The 18,052-nt window shown below is 53.3% G+C and carries 17 protein-coding genes, 1 tRNA gene and 1 pseudogene; 12 read left to right on the forward strand and 7 right to left on the reverse strand.

The window, feature by feature from the left end:
* Window positions 1-127: 127 nt before the first annotated feature.
* From glmS to HOJ08_06410, 3 genes are all read right to left on the reverse strand, one after another.
* Entirely contained in the window at window positions 128-1,951 is a 1,824-nt protein-coding gene (glmS, locus tag HOJ08_06400; GenBank protein ID MBT5673064.1) for a glutamine--fructose-6-phosphate transaminase (isomerizing), read from the reverse strand.
* Window positions 1,952-1,957: 6 nt separating this feature from the next.
* Window positions 1,958-3,310 (reverse strand): bifunctional UDP-N-acetylglucosamine diphosphorylase/glucosamine-1-phosphate N-acetyltransferase GlmU, encoded by a 1,353-nt coding sequence (glmU, locus tag HOJ08_06405; GenBank protein MBT5673065.1) that lies wholly within the window; start codon window positions 3,308-3,310, stop codon window positions 1,958-1,960.
* A 124-nt stretch (window positions 3,311-3,434) separates the two neighbouring features.
* Complete coding sequence (locus HOJ08_06410; protein MBT5673066.1) at window positions 3,435-4,304, reverse strand: DUF3108 domain-containing protein; 870 nt, start codon at window positions 4,302-4,304, stop codon at window positions 3,435-3,437.
* Window positions 4,305-4,459: 155 nt separating this feature from the next.
* Here HOJ08_06410 and HOJ08_06415 point away from each other — a divergent pair.
* The 5 genes and pseudogenes from HOJ08_06415 to HOJ08_06435 all read left to right on the forward strand — a co-directional run bounded on the left by HOJ08_06415 (window position 4,460) and on the right by HOJ08_06435 (window position 7,824).
* Window positions 4,460-4,534 (forward strand) — tRNA-Val (locus tag HOJ08_06415).
* Between the two features lie 429 nt (window positions 4,535-4,963).
* Window positions 4,964-6,196: a cache and HAMP domain-containing protein gene (locus HOJ08_06420; protein MBT5673067.1), complete on the forward strand. Its 1,233-nt coding sequence runs from the start codon at window positions 4,964-4,966 to the stop codon at window positions 6,194-6,196.
* A gap of 15 nt (window positions 6,197-6,211) precedes the next feature.
* The gene (locus HOJ08_06425) at window positions 6,212-7,261 is read left to right on the forward strand and encodes a chemotaxis protein (protein MBT5673068.1); all 1,050 of its coding nucleotides are present in this window, start codon (window positions 6,212-6,214) and stop codon (window positions 7,259-7,261) included.
* Window positions 7,262-7,377: 116 nt separating this feature from the next.
* Window positions 7,378-7,515 (forward strand): redoxin domain-containing protein, encoded by a 138-nt coding sequence (locus HOJ08_06430; protein ID MBT5673069.1) that lies wholly within the window; start codon window positions 7,378-7,380, stop codon window positions 7,513-7,515.
* 3 nt (window positions 7,516-7,518) lie between these two features.
* Window positions 7,519-7,824, forward strand: a pseudogene (locus HOJ08_06435) (redoxin domain-containing protein).
* Here the strand turns inward: HOJ08_06435 and HOJ08_06440 are convergent.
* The 3 genes from HOJ08_06440 to HOJ08_06450 all read right to left on the reverse strand — a co-directional run bounded on the left by HOJ08_06440 (window position 7,808) and on the right by HOJ08_06450 (window position 10,251).
* Window positions 7,808-8,770, reverse strand: a complete 963-nt coding sequence (locus tag HOJ08_06440; protein MBT5673070.1) for a DMT family transporter — start codon at window positions 8,768-8,770, stop codon at window positions 7,808-7,810. The pseudogene HOJ08_06435 and the gene HOJ08_06440 sit on opposite strands and share 17 nt — an antisense overlap.
* Before the next feature lie 114 nt (window positions 8,771-8,884).
* Window positions 8,885-9,301 (reverse strand): response regulator, encoded by a 417-nt coding sequence (locus HOJ08_06445; GenBank protein MBT5673071.1) that lies wholly within the window; start codon window positions 9,299-9,301, stop codon window positions 8,885-8,887.
* 119 nt (window positions 9,302-9,420) lie between these two features.
* Window positions 9,421-10,251 (reverse strand): NAD(P)-dependent oxidoreductase, encoded by an 831-nt coding sequence (locus tag HOJ08_06450; GenBank protein MBT5673072.1) that lies wholly within the window; start codon window positions 10,249-10,251, stop codon window positions 9,421-9,423.
* A gap of 185 nt (window positions 10,252-10,436) precedes the next feature.
* Here HOJ08_06450 and HOJ08_06455 point away from each other — a divergent pair, with 185 nt between their 5' ends.
* The 6 genes from HOJ08_06455 (at window position 10,437) to HOJ08_06480 (ending at window position 16,252) form a co-directional block, all read left to right on the forward strand.
* Window positions 10,437-11,501, forward strand: a complete 1,065-nt coding sequence (locus tag HOJ08_06455; GenBank protein MBT5673073.1) for an amidohydrolase family protein — start codon at window positions 10,437-10,439, stop codon at window positions 11,499-11,501.
* Between the two features lie 81 nt (window positions 11,502-11,582).
* Window positions 11,583-12,377, forward strand: a complete 795-nt coding sequence (cysQ, locus tag HOJ08_06460; protein MBT5673074.1) for a 3'(2'),5'-bisphosphate nucleotidase CysQ — start codon at window positions 11,583-11,585, stop codon at window positions 12,375-12,377.
* Entirely contained in the window at window positions 12,374-13,333 is a 960-nt protein-coding gene (locus tag HOJ08_06465) for a threonylcarbamoyl-AMP synthase (protein ID MBT5673075.1), read from the forward strand. Before cysQ ends, HOJ08_06465 begins: the two co-directional genes overlap by 4 nt.
* 91 nt (window positions 13,334-13,424) lie before the next feature.
* Window positions 13,425-14,852, forward strand: coding sequence for an FAD-binding oxidoreductase (locus HOJ08_06470; protein ID MBT5673076.1), 1,428 nt, complete (start codon window positions 13,425-13,427; stop codon window positions 14,850-14,852).
* Between the two features lie 154 nt (window positions 14,853-15,006).
* A complete protein-coding gene (gene vanZ / locus HOJ08_06475; GenBank protein ID MBT5673077.1) occupies window positions 15,007-15,297 on the forward strand; it encodes a VanZ family protein in 291 nt (96 codons plus the stop codon).
* A gap of 235 nt (window positions 15,298-15,532) precedes the next feature.
* Entirely contained in the window at window positions 15,533-16,252 is a 720-nt protein-coding gene (locus HOJ08_06480) for a response regulator transcription factor (GenBank protein ID MBT5673078.1), read from the forward strand.
* Window positions 16,253-16,328: 76 nt separating this feature from the next.
* Here HOJ08_06480 and HOJ08_06485 read toward each other — a convergent pair whose 3' ends face one another.
* Window positions 16,329-16,694, reverse strand: coding sequence for a response regulator (locus HOJ08_06485; protein MBT5673079.1), 366 nt, complete (start codon window positions 16,692-16,694; stop codon window positions 16,329-16,331).
* Between the two features lie 217 nt (window positions 16,695-16,911).
* Between HOJ08_06485 and HOJ08_06490 the strand changes: the two genes are divergently transcribed.
* Complete coding sequence (locus tag HOJ08_06490; GenBank protein ID MBT5673080.1) at window positions 16,912-17,976, forward strand: amidohydrolase family protein; 1,065 nt, start codon at window positions 16,912-16,914, stop codon at window positions 17,974-17,976.
* Window positions 17,977-18,052 lie beyond the last annotated feature (76 nt).

Raw genomic sequence — 18,052 nt, forward strand, 5'->3', positions numbered from 1 at the left:
TCTTGGAACATTCCAAGACGATTGGTGCGTATGGAAACCTTGAAACAGAGGTAGTTGGAGTATTTTGGTATTTCACCAGTTGGGTCTAATCCGTCGTATTCTGGTGATGTTATTTCACCAGTTGGAACTACTCTACCGTGACGGATTTGGCGAGGTTTCGGGGTTGGTCGACATCGGTGCCGCGCAGGACGGCGGCGTGATAGGCGAGCAGTTGCACCGGAATGGTATAGAGGATGGGCGCCACAAACGGATCAACCTTAGGCAGTTCTATGGTTGCCGCGGCCAGATTGCCAAGGCGCGCAATGCCTTCGGCGTCTGATAAAAAGATCACCCGCCCGCCACGCGCGATCACTTCTTGCATATTGGAGGCTGTTTTTTCAAATAGCTCATCAAAGGGTGCCACCACGATGATGGGGATATCTTTATCGATCAAGGCAATGGGGCCGTGTTTCATTTCACCGGCGGCAAAGCCTTCGGCGGGAATATAGGTGATTTCTTTTAATTTCAGCGCCCCTTCCAAAGCCACGGGATAGCCCGTGCCGCGCCCCAGAAACAAAACGTGGCGCGCTTTGGATATTTCTTCGGCCAATTCTTTTAACCGTTCATCATGGCGCAACACCCCTGCTGCGCGCGATGGCACTTCGGCGATGGCCGCAGACAAGGTTGCTTCGCGAGCATGATCAATGGCACCGCGTGCGCGTGCCGCCGCAATGGCCAAACACGCCAGCACCGTCAATTGGGTGGTAAACGCCTTAGTCGATGCCACACCGATTTCAGGCCCTGCATGGGTTAACAAGGTGCCATCGGCTTCGCGGGCCATGGTGCTTTCGGCGACGTTCACCAAAGACAAGACCGTTTGTCCCAATTGGCCAGAAAGCCGGAGGGCGGCCAGGGTGTCTGCGGTTTCACCGGATTGAGAAATGCCCAAAGACGCGCCGCCTTCGGCCATCAAGGGCTGGCGATAGCGAAATTCAGAGCCGATATCCACGTCTACGGGCAAGCGCGCAATGCCTTCGAACCAATAACGCGCCACCAATGCGGCATGCCACGATGTGCCACAGGCCAACAATTGCAATCGCGACAATGTGGCAAAATCCACCTGCAAATCCGGCAAGGTGACCGTGCGCGTTGCGGGATTGAAAAATGAATTAAGGGTGTCACCAATGACGGTCGGTTGTTCGTAAATTTCTTTCAACATGTAATGAGCAAAATTGCCCTTGCCCACCGCATCACCGATGGCGGCCGTTTCCTGCACCGCGCGGGATACCTTTGCGCCATTACCGTCATAAACGGTTGCGCCATCACGAGAGAGTTCCACCAGATCGCCATCTTCCAGATAACTGAGCCGCCGGGTCAGGGGGGCCAACGCCAGCGCATCGGAGCCAATAAACATTTCACCATCACCATAGCCCACCGCCAGCGGGCTGCCCCGGCGCGCACCAATCAACAGTTCCCCATGGCCAGCAAAGATCATGGCCAGCGCAAACGCGCCTTCCAATGCCGCCACGGTTTTTTCGGCGGCTTCACGCGGGGTGGCACCATCATTCAAGTGGCGGGAGACCAGATGGACAATGACTTCGGTGTCGGTGTCGCTTTCGAACACATCGCCGTCTTTTTCCAACGCGGTTTTCAATTCCTGAAAATTTTCGATGATGCCGTTATGGACCACCGCCACATGGGCATTGGCATGGGGGTGGGCATTGGCTTCGTTGGGGATGCCGTGGGTCGCCCAGCGGGTATGCCCAATGCCGGTGGTGCCGCTTAAGGGCTCATCATCGACGGCGTGTTCCAGATTGATAATCTTGCCTTGGGCGCGGCGGCGATCAATATGGCCATTGACCAAGGTCGCCAGCCCGCCGGAATCATAGCCCCGGTATTCAAGCCGTTTCAGCCCCTCAATCAATTCCGGGGTTACTGCGTTTGTGCTGATGATACCAATAATGCCACACACGGCGCGCTAATCCTTTTTGCCGGATTTTTTATCGCGGTATATTGCACCGCCGCCGGGTTTGATTTTTTCATCGCCCCGGGACACATACAGGGCATCTTTAGGCACGTCCGATGTCACCACAGACCCCGCCCCGATCACCGCACCATCATGGACCACCACCGGTGCCACCATGGCCGTGTTAGAGCCAACGAAGACGCCAGCGCCGATATCGGTTTTGAATTTATTATAGCCATCATAATTGCACGTGATGGTGCCGGCCCCAATATTGGTGTCTGCCCCCACCCGGGCATCGCCGATATAAGACAGGTGGTTGATCTTTGCACCCGGTTCAATCAAGGCGGCCTTGATCTCTACGAAGTTGCCAATATGGGCGTTCTCGCGAACATCCGCACCGGGGCGCAGCCGTGCGAACGGCCCAATGATGGCACCTTCCCCCACACTTGCCCCTTCGATATGGCAATTGGGGCGAATTTCGACGTTATCTGCAATCACCACGTTGGGGCCAAACCACACATTGGGGCCAACCACCACATCCCGGCCAAGCATAGTGTCATGGCTGAACCACACCGTTGATGGATCGATCAAGGTGGCACCTTTGTCCATGGCCTGGGTGCGAAGGCGCGTTTGCATCACCCGTTCGGCCACGGCCAGTTCTGCCCGGGAATTAACCCCCATCAGGGTTTCCCCATCACCGATGGCCACCGCACAAGGCAGGTTATCGGTACGCGCCAGCCCAATCACATCGGTCAGGTAATATTCACCCTTGGCATTATCGGTATCAAGGCGCGCCACCAATTGGCTCAAAAGCGCCGCACTGGATGCCGCCATCAGGCCGGAATTGCACAAAGTAATGGCGCGCTCATATTCCGATGCGTCCCGGGCCTCAACAATGCGGGCCAATGCGCCATCGGGTTCTTGCACCAGCCGCCCATAAGCGTGATCGCCGGTTACCTGAAAGCCCAACACCGAAAGCCCGTCACCGGATTTTGGCAATGCGTCAAACACGGCTTTCAGAACCGCCGGGGTAATCAGGGGCATATCGCCATAGGCAATGACCACCGGGCCACCAAAATCAGCCAGACCCTCCAGCCCGGCGCGCACCGCATCCCCGGTGCCCTGGGGCTTTTTCTGAATGCAGGTGGTGACATGGCCATCAAAGCCCGCGACATATTCGCGCACGCTTTCTTGAGCCGGAGACGTCACCACCATGATGTTCGCAGGCGACAGTGCACGCGCTGCATCAATGGCATGGCCAATCATGGACTTTCCGCACACCGGGTGCAGGACCTTGGGCAGGGTTGAACGCATGCGCGTCCCCTCACCTGCGGCAAGAATGATAATGGCCATGGGGTTTGTCATATCAGCTCAGGCTTTAAGATTAACAATTGGCGGGAACTTGGCATGGGGGCTATGTCATTGCCAAATCAACATTTATTGCCAAAGGTTACAAGTCTTTGGCCGTTCCTTTTGAATTATTTTTGAATTATTTCTTCGGGCCTTTGTTGACCGCCATCAGGGTGCGGCCCTTATAGCTCGCCTTCACCAGATACAGCATCATGTAGCCCAGATTAAAATCTGCCTGAAATTGCACCGGCACGGCGGGCAGGCCCGGGGCCACAGATGCCATCCAGATGATGGGCTGTTCCAGCTTGTCATCATCCCAAAACCGCAATTTGATCTTTTGTTTGCGAAAGCCCGACACCTGTTTCATGACAAACCGACAGCGTCTGGCAGAACCAATAAAGGCCAGATACCCCGGCCGCTTTAAATGTTCATCACCAAGGTCTTGAAAATCCAGATTGTAGCGCCGGTCGCCATCGAAAACCGGAACCTGGCTGCCGCATGTCTGGCCTTGGCCCAATCTGTGGGAAACCACCATGGCCGCACTTAACGGATCAACCGCCAACCGTGGCAAAAAATCTGGCAGGTCGCGTTTTTGTGCCCGGTGCGGCGTGTCGACGGGCAGGCGCGTAATGCCGTAGGCCCCATCGCCCTTGAAGGCGACCTGCAAATGCTTGTCGCCTTTTCGCCTGGCCGTGATGACGTCATAGCGTTGTGCTTCGACCCCGTGGCCATTGATGATGCCCCGCGCCGTGGCATCCACCCCCCAGCGCCAGAACATCCGCACCACGCCCTTGGTCTTGCCGCCGCCCTTGATCCGATAGCGATCGCGATCAAAGGCAAAATCAGCATCAAAGCCAAAGATATTCAGCCCACCCAGATAAATCTCATAGCCAAGCTTCATCACCCGCTCCGCCGACACCGCAGGCGTGATCATCGGGCCAACCAACACCCCCCCCGAAAGCATGAGTGCTGCCAGCGGCCCAGAGAATTTAAACAGAGTTACTTTCATGGCGTTATCCTTAACCCAGATGATGGCAAAACCATGTGCACGCAGTATAACAAATTTAGCCCAATGCCGCCATCATCCCCCAAAACAGGGCGTTCCCTTGACAGCCCACCGGCCCCGGCTCTATATGAGGCCTAATCTTGCCTGTTTACGGGTAAGGGCGCTTAGCTCAGCGGGAGAGCACCGTCTTCACACGGCGGGGGTCACTGGTTCAATCCCAGTAGCGCCCACCATCCCCTTCCAGAATGATCCCCAGCTTGTGAGCCCAGCTTTATCTGGGCCCATGGCGCTTATGGCCACACGGCACATGTTTGGCCCGGGCAATCATCATCCTCGCAAAGATTGCGGGCAAAAATTTCACACAATCTAGGCATGTAGATCCACCCGGACAGGACAACTGCTATATTCAATTAGGAGTAATTCTCATTCCTATAATTGCTTAATACTAAATAAATATGCCGATGCTCTAATCATTTTTTTGGAGACCAACAAGTTTGTAAATCAATCACGCCCGGCAACAGACAAATAGATCTGCGCACCGGGGCAATCAATTGGAAGCCTGCCCAAGATTACATATCGCCATCAACCTCTGGGCCCGACCCCATCATCATCATGCGCTTTGTCAGACCCGCGACTGCGCCACTTTGCAAAAGGTCATCGTAATGCCAAAAATTTCAAATTTTATAAATTTAAAAATCTCAAAAAAACTTCCCATAATCCTTGTTGCTCTTTGCCTGACCACCGGGCTGATTGTCGGCTTGATTGCGTCATACCAATCCAGCAGTGAATTTCACCTCGCTGCCAACAGCAAACTTCGGGCCCTTCAAGAAACCCGGGCCAGTGAACTGAGCCGATATCTGGGAACCATCCGCGAAGATTTGAAATTTCAATCAACCAACCCGTTTGTTCGTGAAGCCTTAATTGCCTTCACTGCCGGATGGAACAAGGTTGATGGCGACAAAACGAAGACCTTGCAACGGCTTTACATCAAGGAAAACCCAAACCCGACGGGTAAAAAGGAAAATCTGGATTTCGCGCCTGATGGCTCTGCCTACAGTGCGGCCCATGGCAAATACCATCCGTGGATGCGCCAATTTCTGCGGGCACGAGATTATTACGATGTCTTCTTGTTCGATACCCGTGGCAACCTGGTCTATTCCGTATTCAAAGAACTTGATTACGCAACCAACGTTGTTCAAGGCCAGTGGAAAGATACCGATCTCGGCAAGGCGTTCACCGCCGCCAATGGGAAACCCGCAGGCCAACAGTCCTTCTTTGATTTCCGTGCCTATGCCCCCAGCGCAGATGCACCCGCCAGCTTTATTTCTGCCCCTGTCATGGATAGTAAAGGCACCACCATTGGCGTGTTGGCATTTCAGATGCCCATTGCCCGGATCAACAAGGTCATGCAGCAATCGGGCGGTATGGGAAAAAGTGGTGAGACCTATATCGTTGGCAGTGATTACCTGATGCGGAGCGATTCTCGCTTTTCCAAGGAATCAACCATTCTCAAAACCAAGGTCGAAAGCGATACCGTCAAACAAGGGTTGGCCGGCAAGTCCGGGGTTAAAATCGTTCCTGACTATCGTGGCATTCCGGTTCTATCTGCCTTTGGGTCCTTGGAATTTTTGGGCACCAAATGGGCTATTCTAGCTGAAATTGATAAATCAGAAGTGTTTGAACCAATTACCAATCTGCAGCTGTTCATGGCCTTTGCCGGGACCATCGTCTTGCTGATTATGGGGACCATTGGGTTTTTCTTTTCCAGATCCCTGACCGGACCCCTTTCTTCCATGACTGCCGCCATGGGCCAATTGGCCGAAGGGGACAAGACCGTCGAAATCCCTGGTACCGAACGCAGTGATGAAATCGGCGAAATTGCCGCTGCGGTTTAGGTCTTCAAGGAAAACATGATCAAAAACGAAGAAATGGCCGAACAACAAAAACGCGCCGAAGAAGAACAGCGACAGACCGAAGCCAAACACGCGGCAGAAAAACAAGCTTCAGAAGAAGCTTCCCGCCAGCGAGAAGAACAACGTGTCACGGAAAAACGTGCGGCCGAAGATATAGAACGGGCCAAAGAGGCCGCAGAAAACGAAGAGAAGGTCGCTCGTGCCACAGCCCTGGAAGAACTGAATGCCAACTTTGAAACGAAGGTGTCTGCGGTCCTTGAAAGTGTTGTGTCATCGGCAACCGAGCTGCGGTCTTCTGCAGAATCCATGTCATCGACGGCAGAGCAAACCAGCAATCAGTCCGCCGCCGTTGCAGCGGCTTCGGAACAGACCACCAACAATGTCCAGACCGTGGCCAGTGCCACCGAAGAGCTTACGTCTTCGGTGACTGAGATTTCTACCCAAGTGTCCAAAAGCACCCAGATTTCTCAGGATGCGGTGAATAAGGCATCGGCCACCAATGACCAAATACAGGAACTGGCCAACACCGCCCAGAAAATTGGTGAAGTGGTCAAGCTGATCAACGACATTGCCAGCCAAACCAACCTTTTGGCCCTCAATGCCACCATTGAGGCGGCCCGTGCCGGTGAAGCGGGCAAGGGCTTTGCTGTTGTCGCATCGGAAGTTAAAAGCCTTGCCAGCCAGACCGCCCAGGCCACCGAAGAAATTTCGGCCCAGGTGTCTGCGGTTCAGTCAGCGACATCCGTATCGGTCACGTCCATTGAAGAAATCACCGCCGTCATTGGTGAAATCAATGAAATCTCCAGCTCCATCGCTTCTGCGGTTGAAGAACAAGGTGCTGCCACCCAAGAGATTGCCCGCAATGTCCAGGAAGCGGCAACAGGCACCCAAGAGGTCTCAGCGAACATCACCGATGTGACCCAGGCGGCAGAAGAAACCGGCAAGGCCGCCGAACAAGTTCTGGATGCATCCAACGATGTGTCTTCCCAGGCTGATGTCCTTCGTAACGACATCAAAACCTACCTGGAACAAGCCAAGTCTGCGTAACAGTCAGACTTGAGTCCCCAAAACTGGCCCATTGATTTGTCCCCCGATAGATCAATGGGCTTTTATTTTGAGCAAGCCTTGCTATATTAAGGCAACGCAATGTTGAGGAAATGATCATGGCTTTACCAGAAATCGGAAGTAACCCACCGGGCTTTGCCCTGCCCAATCAGGATGGCAAGAGCGTCAGCCTTGAAGATTACGCAGGTCGCAATGTGTTGATCTGGTTTTTCCCCCGCGCCTTTGGCCGTGGGTGAACCAACGAGGCCCAAGGGTTCCGTGATCGAACCCAGGAATTCAAAGCTAAAAATACTGACCTGTTAGGAATAACCTTCAGCGCGCCAGAAGACCTCAAGACATGGTCTGATGACACCGGGTTGATGACCGATCTTTTGCAAGATGCAGATAAATCTGTGGCCATTGCCTATGGTGCCGCCGTTGATGCGGATCAGGAACGGCCAAAACGGATATCTGTGCTTGTTGGTCCGGATGGGGTGGTTCTTAGAACCTATGACAGCCCCGATGCCGTGCTTCACCCCGCTGAAGTTCTCAGCGATCTGGACTAGCGGCTTCCGGTTCTGTTTTTTCCGGTTTTTTCTTTTCGGTGCGCAGCAGATACAGGCTGGAGCAAATGATCACGCCTGCCCCTGCAAGGGACCAAATCCCCGGCACTTCGCCAAACCAGATCACCCCAAGCCCAAACCCATAGACAATACGCAAATAATCAAACGGCATGATAAAGCTGGTCTCACCCAGCCCAATGCCGTGGGTAAACATGCCTTGCCCGACAATGCCGAGCGCCCCGGTCAGCGCCAATAGCCCCAACTGACTCCAGCTTGGCTGCACCCAGACAAACAGGGCCGGGATCAGGGCGAATAACGATGTGAACAGGGCGAAGTAAAACATGATCACCAAGGTCGGCTCGGTCCGGCTTAATACCTTGATCGAGAGCACCACCAAGGTGCCAAAGAAAGTACCCCCCAATGCCACCAGCGCCCAGGGCTCGAACCCCTCACCAAAAGGCCGGGTAATCATCATGACACCGACAAAGCCGATCACCGTGACCAGCGCGCGTCTGGCCCCCACCACTTCGCGCAGCACCAGCGATGCAATCACCACCATAATCAAGGGTCTGGAAAATTGAATGGTGACGGTATCGCCAAGGGCCATGTTGATCAGGGCAAAGAAGAAAAAGATGTTCCCCATAAAGCCGACAAAGCCACGGGTTGCATGCAGGTGCAGTTTTTTGGTGCGCAAAACCCCAAATCCCATGCGCCAGATCACCGGTAAAATCACCAGAAAGCCTGCGAAAAACCGCACGAACAGAACCTCAAACGCCGGCAATTCCTGCCCCAATTGCTTTACCAAAGAGGCCATGACAATCAGAATAAACCCGCCAACAACGGCAAACCCCACGCCGCGAATGTTCGCAGGCAACCCATTCCAGGCTGTTTGCAGCCTGCCAACAAGGCCTGCTGGGGTGGCGTTAGATTCCGGCTCATTCATGGGCATCGGTTTTCATAAATCGGGGTGGGAAACAGAATAAGAAAATCCGCGCCAGATTGCGCAAACCACACGCGTCTTGTCAAACATGACGAATACGCAAGAAACGAAAAGAAAAGCTGATTAGTTGACGGAGAACCCGACGACTTCTTCAATCTTTTGAAGCAAGTCTCCGGCCGATACCGGCTTGGTCATGATGGCGACCGCGCCCACCTGCAGGGTGGTTTCATGAAGCAAGCGGTCACTGTCCCCGGTCAGGATGATCACGGGGATTTCAAGTTTTTTGCTGCGCCGCAAGGTGTTGCAAAATTCCATGCCATCCATGCCATCCATGTGCAGGTCCGAAATGATGACATCGGGGAGTTGCCCGCCCATTTTCTGGGTGCAGCCCTGAAGAATTTCCAGCGCCTTTTCGCCATTTTCGGCCTCAAGCACATTGTCAATTCCGACATTGGCCAAAAGCTGACGCAGGATTGAACGCATGGTGCCCTGATCATCGACGACCATAACCTGCAATAGACTTTGAGCTGTTGACGACATTAACGAAATTTCCTTAGCGCTGGCCACCCATTACGGTGCGCGCCTCATACAGACCAATTCTTGTGAACCATATGCCCTGAGAACAGTTAATTATTTAGTAATGGCCGGGCAATGCTGGGTTATTTCTTGCCTGTCCAGTTGGGGGCTTCACCCGATTGTTTCAAGGTCTTACCGGTCTTGACCAATTCCTTGATCGCACCCGCAATTGGCATGGTAATCCCTGCCTGATCGGCCATTTTGGAAACAATCTGCATATCCTTCAAGGCCCAGGTAAAGGTGATCATGTCCCAATCTTCCAGTGCCGCAGAATTGCCCGAGCTCATCAACAATGCTTCGCGCAATTTCGGCAGTTCAATGCCGGTACTTTCTGAAAGACGGCCCGCCTCCATCAATGCAATACCGTTCACCCATAACAGCATGTTGTTCATGGTCTTTGCGACCTGGCCGTGGCCAACCTGGCCCACGTGAACGATGTCTGATGAAAACGTCGAAAAGATAGGGCGGGATTTTTCCACCACATCATCACTGGCACCAAAAAGGGCCAATAACGTGCCTTCATCGGCGGCCCAGCCCCCACGACAAATGGGCGCATCCAAAACGCCGATTTTCTTTTTGGCGGCCTCTTCTGCAATTTTCTGCACCGTGTCGGGGGCTACGGTGGAAGAAACGGCAATCACAGATCCGGGCTTCATGGTTTCAACCAGACCGCCCTTGCCCAACGTGACATCAAGGGCTTCGTCGTCGAATCCAACGGCAATGATGACAAAATCAGAAACGTTACCCAGCGCACCGGGGCTATCTGCACTAAGTGCGCCAGCATCGGTGGCGCGCTTGACCATTTCGGCGCTGATATCGGTCACGGTGACGTCATAGCCCTTATTAATCATGTGCTTAAGCATGGCATAGCCCATGCGCCCCGGCCCAACCAAACCGATGTTTTCCTTACCCATGCCCTTATTCTCCCTTTAAATCCGGTGTTCAATTGCTGGGGCATTCTAGTCTCTGGCCCCACAAGCCACAAGAAGCCGCCCAAAAATCCAACTAGGCACCCACTTGCACGAACGCGGCTTTGGGCGTATTTATAAGCACATTCATTAGCATTCTATGCTTTTTTAAAAAGTCGCCGGAGGAAACAATGTCCACGAAGCTCAACGTCATCGACGCCGATGCCCATGTTATCGAACAACCCGCCACCTGGTCTTTTATCGAAGAGGCAGACCGCAAATACCAGCCCATGATCGTCAAATACGATTCAGGCGAAGAAAAGCTGGGCGCCCTTGGCAATGTGCAAAAGGAATTCTGGGTCGTCGAAGGCCGCATTCAGGCCAAGGAAAACAATCTGGGCATCGACAACACGTCCCGGGAATCGCGCGAGATGGTTGATGTCGGCGCACGCCTGAAACACATGGACGAGCTGAACATTGACGTTCAAGTCCTTTACCCCACCCTATGGCTGCGCCCCATTACGCTGAGCATGCGCGGCGAATTTGCCCTGTGCCGGTCGTATAATCGCTGGCTGGCAGAGATTTGGAAAAAGGGCGACGGCAGGCTTTTATGGGTTATGCAACCGCCGCTGTATTCCCCCATCAATGAACTGCGCAAAGAAATGGAATGGGCAAAGGACAATGGCTGCTGTGGCATATTCATGCGCGGGCTGGAATGTGAACGTCGGCTGTCTGATCCGTATTTCCACGAATTCTACGCCATTGCCGAAGAACTGGACCTGATGATGGGCATCCATTCCGGAAATGGCGCTTTTGGCATCCATGATTTCTATGGCGATGAAGCGGGCTTTAACAAATTCAAGCTGGCCTGTGTTGGGGCCGTCCACGATCTTTTGATGACCGGCACCCCCGCCATGTTCCCGAAACTGCGTTGGGGCTTTATCGAACTCAGCGCCCAATGGGTGCCCTATTTGCTGAATGATCTGGAATTGCGTTTCAAACGCCGTGGCACCCGTTTCAGCAAAGACATCATGAAAGAAAACAACCTGTATGTCGCCTGTCAGGTCACCGATGATTTTGACGCCATTTTGCAGCACATGAGTTCTGATAATCTGGTGATCGGCACCGATTACGGCCATCATGACACCTCCACCCAGATCGAAGCCCTGCGCATGATCCGCGAAGACGGCAAGGTTGCCGCCAACATCGTCGATGATATTCTGGGGGACAATGCGGCCAGACTTTACGGCCTTTAGGGTCAACTAAAACATGGCCCAAACGGGTATTGGGCCATGTTTTTTCCCCTTTCAGGGCTGTTATTGATAAAAAGACAGCCTATGAACGAAATTCGCATCACAGACAGTTTCATCCAGGGCCTATGCGCGCCGATCCGCGATATTGCCGACCGGGCCGGGCTTGCCATTTTGGATATCGTCGAACGCGGGTTTGACGTCACCACCAAGGAAGACCGCAGCCCCGTCACAGATGCCGACCATGCGGCAGAAGCCATCATTCTGCCTGCCTTGGCAAAATTGACCCCCGATATCCCTGTAGTTTCCGAAGAAGCCGCAGCACAGGGCGATGCCCCATCGGTGCAGGGCGACACGTTCTGGCTGGTTGATCCACTGGATGGCACCCGTGAATTCGTGCAAGGCGGGATCGACTATGCGGTCTGCATTGGACTCATTGCCGGGGGCAAACCTGTCTTTGGCCTGATCCATGGCCCGGCAAAGGGCATTACCTATTGGACCAGCACAATCAACACCCCGGTCCGGGCCGGGGCAGATGGCATCATCACGCCCATTGCTGCGCGCAAACCACCCGATGACGAGTTGATCGCCATCACCAGTCGGTTCCACGGCAAGGCAGGTGGGCGCCAGGCAACCTTTCTTGAATCCATTCCCATGACGGAACGCATCCTGATGGGCAGTGCTTTAAAATTTGGGCGATTGGCCGAAGGATCAGCCGATGTCTATCCCCGGTTTGGCCCGACATCAGAATGGGATACCTGCGCGGGCGATGCCATCTTGCGCGCAGCCGGGGGCTCCATCAAAACCCTTGATGGAAAAGACCTCACCTATGGCAAACCTAAATTCCTCAACCCCGATTTCATGGCCCGGGGTATTTCATGACCCCCAACATCAAAATCGCCAATGCGGCGATGGCAGAAGCGCGCGCAATTATTGCACAAGGCGGTCTGGTCGCCTTTCCCACAGAAACCGTCTATGGCCTGGGCGCCGATGCCACCAATGACGCGGCTGTCGCGGCAATATTTGACACAAAAAAACGCCCTGCCTTTAATCCACTGATCGTTCATTTTGCCAATTGCGAAATGCTTGCCCCCCACGTCATCATGACTGATCTGGCAACATCATTGGCCGATGCCTTCTGGCCCGGCCCCCTGACCCTGGTGCTGAAGCGCGCGCCGGACACCCCCATTTCCAAACTGGTCAGTGCTGGCCTTGAAACCATGGCTGTCCGCGTGCCCAAACACCCCATTGCGCAATCTCTGATCCGCGCGTGCAACACGCCCATCGCTGCCCCCAGCGCCAATCGGTTTGGCGACATCAGCCCGACCCGTGCCGAACATGTGGCAGCATCCCTTGGCGATGGCAAAGCCCTCATTCTTGATGGCGGGCAAACTGACATTGGTATTGAATCCACCGTTATTAATCTCAGTGAAAATACCCCTACCCTGTTGCGGCCCGGCTTTGTCACTCAGGAAATGATCGAACAGGTCATCGGGCCGTTGATGATTCCAAAAGATAACAGTGAAGATGGCGCGCATAAATCACCGGGCCGCGAATTGCGCCATTATGCGCCGAAGCACCCGCTGCGCATCAACGTGACCGAGCTGCAACCAGGCGATGTCCTGCTTGCCTTTGGTGAATCCATTCCAGATCATGGGGATATGGTCCTTAACCTCAGCCCCAAAGGGGACCTTCGGGAAGCAGCAGCCAACCTGTTTGCCATGCTTCACACCCTTGATAGGGCCGCCCCAAAGGCAATTGCCGTCATGGCCATTCCCGAAACCGGACTGGGGGTCGCCATCAATGACCGTCTGCGCCGCGCTGCCCATTCTGACTAGACCCTCTTGCCCAAACCCATCAGGCGGGATTAAATAAAGCCTGACCTTCACCGAAGACCAACCAATAAAAATACCACCACAGGGAAACATCATGGACAAAGCCATTCTTGACCAATTTCATAACGCCCTTGGCGATCGTGGGGTTCTGACAGAACCCGGTGATATGGCGCCTTTTGTCGAAGATCACCGTGAAATGTATGAAGGTTCCGCCGCCGCCGTGCTGCGCCCCGCCAATACAGAAGAAGTCTCCGCTGCTGTTACCATTTGTGCCAAACACAAAATCCCCATTGTCCCCCAGGGTGGCAATACCGGGCTGGTTGGTGGGTCCGTTCCCGATCAATCTGGCGATGCGGTCGTGCTCAGCCTTGGCCGCATGAACACCATCCGAAAAATGGACCCCCTTAACAACACCATGACGGTAGAAGCCGGGTGCGTTCTTGCTGATCTCCAATCTGCGGCCGCCGATGCGGACCGTCTGTTCCCATTAAGCTTGGGGGCAGAAGGCAGCTGCATGATTGGCGGCAATCTTTCCACCAATGCCGGTGGGGTTCAGGTGCTTAAATACGGCAATGCCCGTGAACTGGCCCTCGGCCTTGAGGTCGTGCTTCCCGATGGCCGCATCTGGCATGGCCTGAATGCCCTGCGCAAAGACAACACGGGATACGATATTAAACAGTGGTTTTTTGGGGCCGAAGGCACGCTTGGCATCATTACCGCAGCCGTGGTGAAACTGTTTCCCCGCCCCCGACAACAGGAAACAGCCTTTCTGGCAGTGCCAAAGCTTGATGATGTGCTCACTATTCTTTCCGATGCCCGCGCCGCATCCGGCGATTGCGTAACCGCCTTTGAATTGATCCCCCGCGTTGGAGTCGACCTTGTGATCAAACATTTTGAAGGCAGCAGGGTCCCCGTTGAAACCGTATCGCCCTGGTACGTTTTGATGCAATGGAGTGCCGGGGACAGCGACACAACCGAAGACGGTGAAACCGGCCTGCGCCACGGGTTGGAAAACTTTCTAGAAAGCCGGTTCGATGCAGGTAGTGTCACCGATGCGGCCCTTGCATCCAGTGAAGCCCAAACCAAAGACCTTTGGCATTTCCGGGAAGTCTTGCCCGAATCCCAAACCCGTGAAGGCGGCTCTATCAAACATGATGTCTCTGTCCCGGTGTCTCAGGTTGCCACGTTCATTCATGAAGGCACACGCCGTTTGGAAGAAAAACTGGATGGCATCCGGGTGTTTCCCTTTGGCCATGTAGGGGATGGCAACATTCATTTTAACGTGAGCCAACCGCTGGGCATGGACAAGACCGAATTTTACAAACATTGGGATAAAATGAACCGGGTGGTTCATGATCTGGTCATGGAAATGGGTGGCAGTTTTTCTGCAGAACACGGGATTGGGCGTTTGAAGAAAGACGAACTGGCCCATTATGCCGATCCCTTGAAACTGGAATTGATGCAGCGTTTGAAAAACACCCTTGACCCTGATGGGATCATGAACCCCGGCAAAGTTTTATAGCCATCAAAGAACGAACCCGGACCCAGCGATGAACACCCCCCAATTCCGGCCTCTCACCCTTCCGTGGCGACGGACAGCTTTGGTGCTGTGGGGTATTTCGATCACAGCCATTACAGTCTTGTCCTTGCATCCCAGATGGGGGCCGCCCGGGGGCATGCATTTGGACAAACTGTTTCATACCCTTGGCTATTTCACCGTGGCGGCCTTACCCTTTCTTGCCTTCACCACCCGGACGCGTGCATGGCGCGCGATGGTGTTGATGCTGCCCCTTGGGATTGGCCTGGAATTTCTTCAGCAATATGTCCCCGGACGATCATCAGATGTGATGGATATGGTGGCCAATACAGCCGGGGTCATTATGGGCGGACTTGGCGGGCCGTGGTGCCTGAAAGTGGCAGATAGTTTGATCCAGCAGATCAATCCCGGTGCAAAAAAAGAGCCCTGATTTCGGGGTTTGAAATACACGCACCGCCTTTGCCCTACCGGCCTTCATGCTAAAAAGCCCCGGCATCTGACCCGGGGCATTGCCCTTTTTTGAATATTTTCAGAATACCTAGTATTTTTAGTAGGGTTTCTTCATTTCCGGGCATTTTCATACATTGTTATGAAAACTAATCTATATCCCTCATATCCTTTGTGAATTTGTTTTTATGTTTTTTTATCTATGCCCTCGTGTATAATTGGCCACCACTCTTTCCAAGGTGTTTGTTCTGAAAATACTGATCGCAGATGACCATCCCCTGTACCGCGAAGGATTGTCACGTCTCGTTGCCGGTCTCGATGATGATCCAGTCATTGTCGAAGCGGGAGACTTTACCGAAACACTCAGCCGTATCCAAAATGATGGTCCCTTTGACCTCATCCTCTGCGATCTCAGGATGCCTGGTGGAGAAGCCATTCCTGCCATTCGCAATGTCATTTCCCAAAGTGGTGACATCCCAGTTGTTGTCGTTTCCGGTTTTGAAACCCGGCAAAATGTTGAGGGATCATTGGAGGCGGGTGCACGGGGGTTTTTACCAAAATCAACGCCACCTGCGGTGATGTTAAATGCGCTGCAATTGGTTCTGCTTGGTGAAATTTACGTCCCAAAATCTCTGATCACCAATGAATACGGCTCCGGGGAATCAGAGAACACCGGCAACCGCCCTGACATGAGCAAAATCCAGGTCCAGATCGACATGCTGACCCAGCGCCAACGCGGCGTGCTTGCCCTGATCGGACAAGGCATGTCCAACCGGGATATTGCTGGACGGCTCGATATCTCTGAGGGCACCGTCAAGGTCCACGTTGGGGCTATCTTGAAAACCCTGGATGTAAACAACCGCACCCAGGCGGCATTGGCGGCAACCGAGCTCGGGATCACGCCCTTGGATGATGACAGACAGGTCGTTGCTAAATAAGCAACCCGACGCCAAGCACGCCACCTCCAGACACTAGAGCCACCAAATACTAGAACCACTGTGGCCTTCCAGCTTTTTATTCCAGAATTTCGCGCAGCTCGGAAATGCTGACCGGCTTGGTCAAGGTCGTGACGCCTTTCAGCTCACCCTTTTCAGCAAGTTCGCGGGCCGAGTCCGTAAAATGAGGGTTGTGGCCCGTCACAAATACAATTTTTGCACGGCATTTTTCATGGGCAAGCCAATGGGCAAGTTCTACCCCGTCCACTTCCGGCATGACCAAATCCAGCACAACGACCGTCGGATCAAATTGCTCATAAATATCGGCAAATTCATCCGCCTTTTCTGCGACCCGCACCTCGTAGCCCAGACCTTCCGCTACAGCACGAACAATCTCAGCAAAGGCTGGTTCGTCATCAATGGCAAGCAACCTTTTATCGCCCATTGCCCCCTCCGAATTTGTTGCAAACCGTTCTCATACTTCTAGTACTACAACCTAACATGGCCACAAATGCAAACAGTCATGATAATCGAACAAATATTACCATAAATGAAATACCATATTTGTTGAATACCCCACCTTTTGCTATACTGGACGATAATTAGAATACAATCCATTAAAACACCTGCCCACGGAACCACGCGGGCAAGAGAGGGAGAGAATGGCCCAAAGCCTTAAAACCATTGATGCTGATGCGCATGTTGTTGAAACCCCGTTGACCTTCGAATTTATGGAGGAATCGGAAAAAAAGTTCACGCCACTGGTAACCAACCAGGTTTCCGGCGCCCAACAACTCAGCAATGAAGGCAACGTCCGATCCGAATACTGGATCGTTGATAACAACGTCTATGCCAAGGATCGCAATGTCGACAGCCGTTCCGCCACAGAATGGCGTGAAATGACCGACATCAAAGGCCGCGTCAATCACATGGATGAATTGAATATTGACGTTCAAATCCTGTATCCAACGCTGTTTTTGCGCCCCTGCACCGACAATTTCGAAATCGAATTTGCGCTGTTCCGTTCCTATAACCGTTGGCTCGCCAGCATCTGGAAACAGGCGCCCGAACGTTTGCCTTGGGTTGCCATGGCACCGCTGCATTCGCCAATCGAAAAAATCCGTGAAGAACTGGAATGGTGCAAGGCCAATGGCGCCAAGGGCATTTTCATGCGCCCATTGGAATGTGAAAAAGAAGCGTCTGATCCATACTTCTTCCCGTTCTACGAAGTTGCCCAAGAATTAAATCTTGGCATTTGCTTCCACGCGGGCAATGGCAGCTTCAAGGTCCATGATTTCTTCTTTCCAACCAATTTCCCGATCCATAAACTAAGCATGGTTGGGGCCTTCCACGGGCTGGTCATGAATGAAATTCCCCAGCGTTTCCCTGAATTACGCTGGGCCTTCATCGAGGCATCGTCGCAATGGCTTGGCTATGCCGCCCATGATTTGGCCATCCGCCAAAAGAAAAAAGGCAAACGCCCATCCAGCAACATTCTTGCCGATAACAATATCTGGATCGCGGTTCAGGTGGATGATGATCTTGATTACATCCTTGATCGGTATGCCGATGAAAACTATCTGGTTGTGGGCACCGATTATGGCCACACCGATACGTCAGCCGAAATTGAAGCCCTGCGCATGATCCGCGACGACGGGAAAATCCCGTCATCGGTGGTCGATAAAATCCTCGGCCCTAATGCCGCCAAACTTTACGATCTGGGTTAATCTTTTCGATTACAAATCATAAGCCACCGAACCCGGCAGGGTGCTGTTCGCACCTGCTGCTATTTTTTAAGAACAA

The organism is Rhodospirillales bacterium (assembly GCA_018666775.1).
GTDB lineage: Bacteria > Pseudomonadota > Alphaproteobacteria > SMXQ01 > SMXQ01 > JABIXC01.

What these genes read in the sequence shown, in the direction of transcription:
- HOJ08_06430 (MBT5673069.1), top strand. Translation starts at nt 7,378, where the DNA reads ATGGCTTTACCAGAAATCGGAAGTAACCCACCGGGCTTTGCCCTGCCC.
- HOJ08_06445 (MBT5673071.1), bottom strand. Translation starts at nt 9,301, where the DNA reads ATGTCGTCAACAGCTCAAAGTCTATTGCAGGTTATGGTCGTCGATGAT.
- HOJ08_06450 (MBT5673072.1), bottom strand. Translation starts at nt 10,251, where the DNA reads ATGGGTAAGGAAAACATCGGTTTGGTTGGGCCGGGGCGCATGGGCTAT.
- HOJ08_06420 (MBT5673067.1), top strand. Translation starts at nt 4,964, where the DNA reads ATGCCAAAAATTTCAAATTTTATAAATTTAAAAATCTCAAAAAAACTT.
- glmU (MBT5673065.1), bottom strand. Translation starts at nt 3,310, where the DNA reads ATGACAAACCCCATGGCCATTATCATTCTTGCCGCAGGTGAGGGGACG.
- HOJ08_06455 (MBT5673073.1), top strand. Translation starts at nt 10,437, where the DNA reads ATGTCCACGAAGCTCAACGTCATCGACGCCGATGCCCATGTTATCGAA.
- vanZ (MBT5673077.1), top strand. Translation starts at nt 15,007, where the DNA reads ATGCATTTGGACAAACTGTTTCATACCCTTGGCTATTTCACCGTGGCG.
- HOJ08_06410 (MBT5673066.1), bottom strand. Translation starts at nt 4,304, where the DNA reads ATGAAAGTAACTCTGTTTAAATTCTCTGGGCCGCTGGCAGCACTCATG.
- cysQ (MBT5673074.1), top strand. Translation starts at nt 11,583, where the DNA reads ATGAACGAAATTCGCATCACAGACAGTTTCATCCAGGGCCTATGCGCG.
- HOJ08_06485 (MBT5673079.1), bottom strand. Translation starts at nt 16,694, where the DNA reads ATGGGCGATAAAAGGTTGCTTGCCATTGATGACGAACCAGCCTTTGCT.
- HOJ08_06470 (MBT5673076.1), top strand. Translation starts at nt 13,425, where the DNA reads ATGGACAAAGCCATTCTTGACCAATTTCATAACGCCCTTGGCGATCGT.
- HOJ08_06440 (MBT5673070.1), bottom strand. Translation starts at nt 8,770, where the DNA reads ATGCCCATGAATGAGCCGGAATCTAACGCCACCCCAGCAGGCCTTGTT.
- HOJ08_06490 (MBT5673080.1), top strand. Translation starts at nt 16,912, where the DNA reads ATGGCCCAAAGCCTTAAAACCATTGATGCTGATGCGCATGTTGTTGAA.
- HOJ08_06425 (MBT5673068.1), top strand. Translation starts at nt 6,212, where the DNA reads ATGATCAAAAACGAAGAAATGGCCGAACAACAAAAACGCGCCGAAGAA.
- HOJ08_06465 (MBT5673075.1), top strand. Translation starts at nt 12,374, where the DNA reads ATGACCCCCAACATCAAAATCGCCAATGCGGCGATGGCAGAAGCGCGC.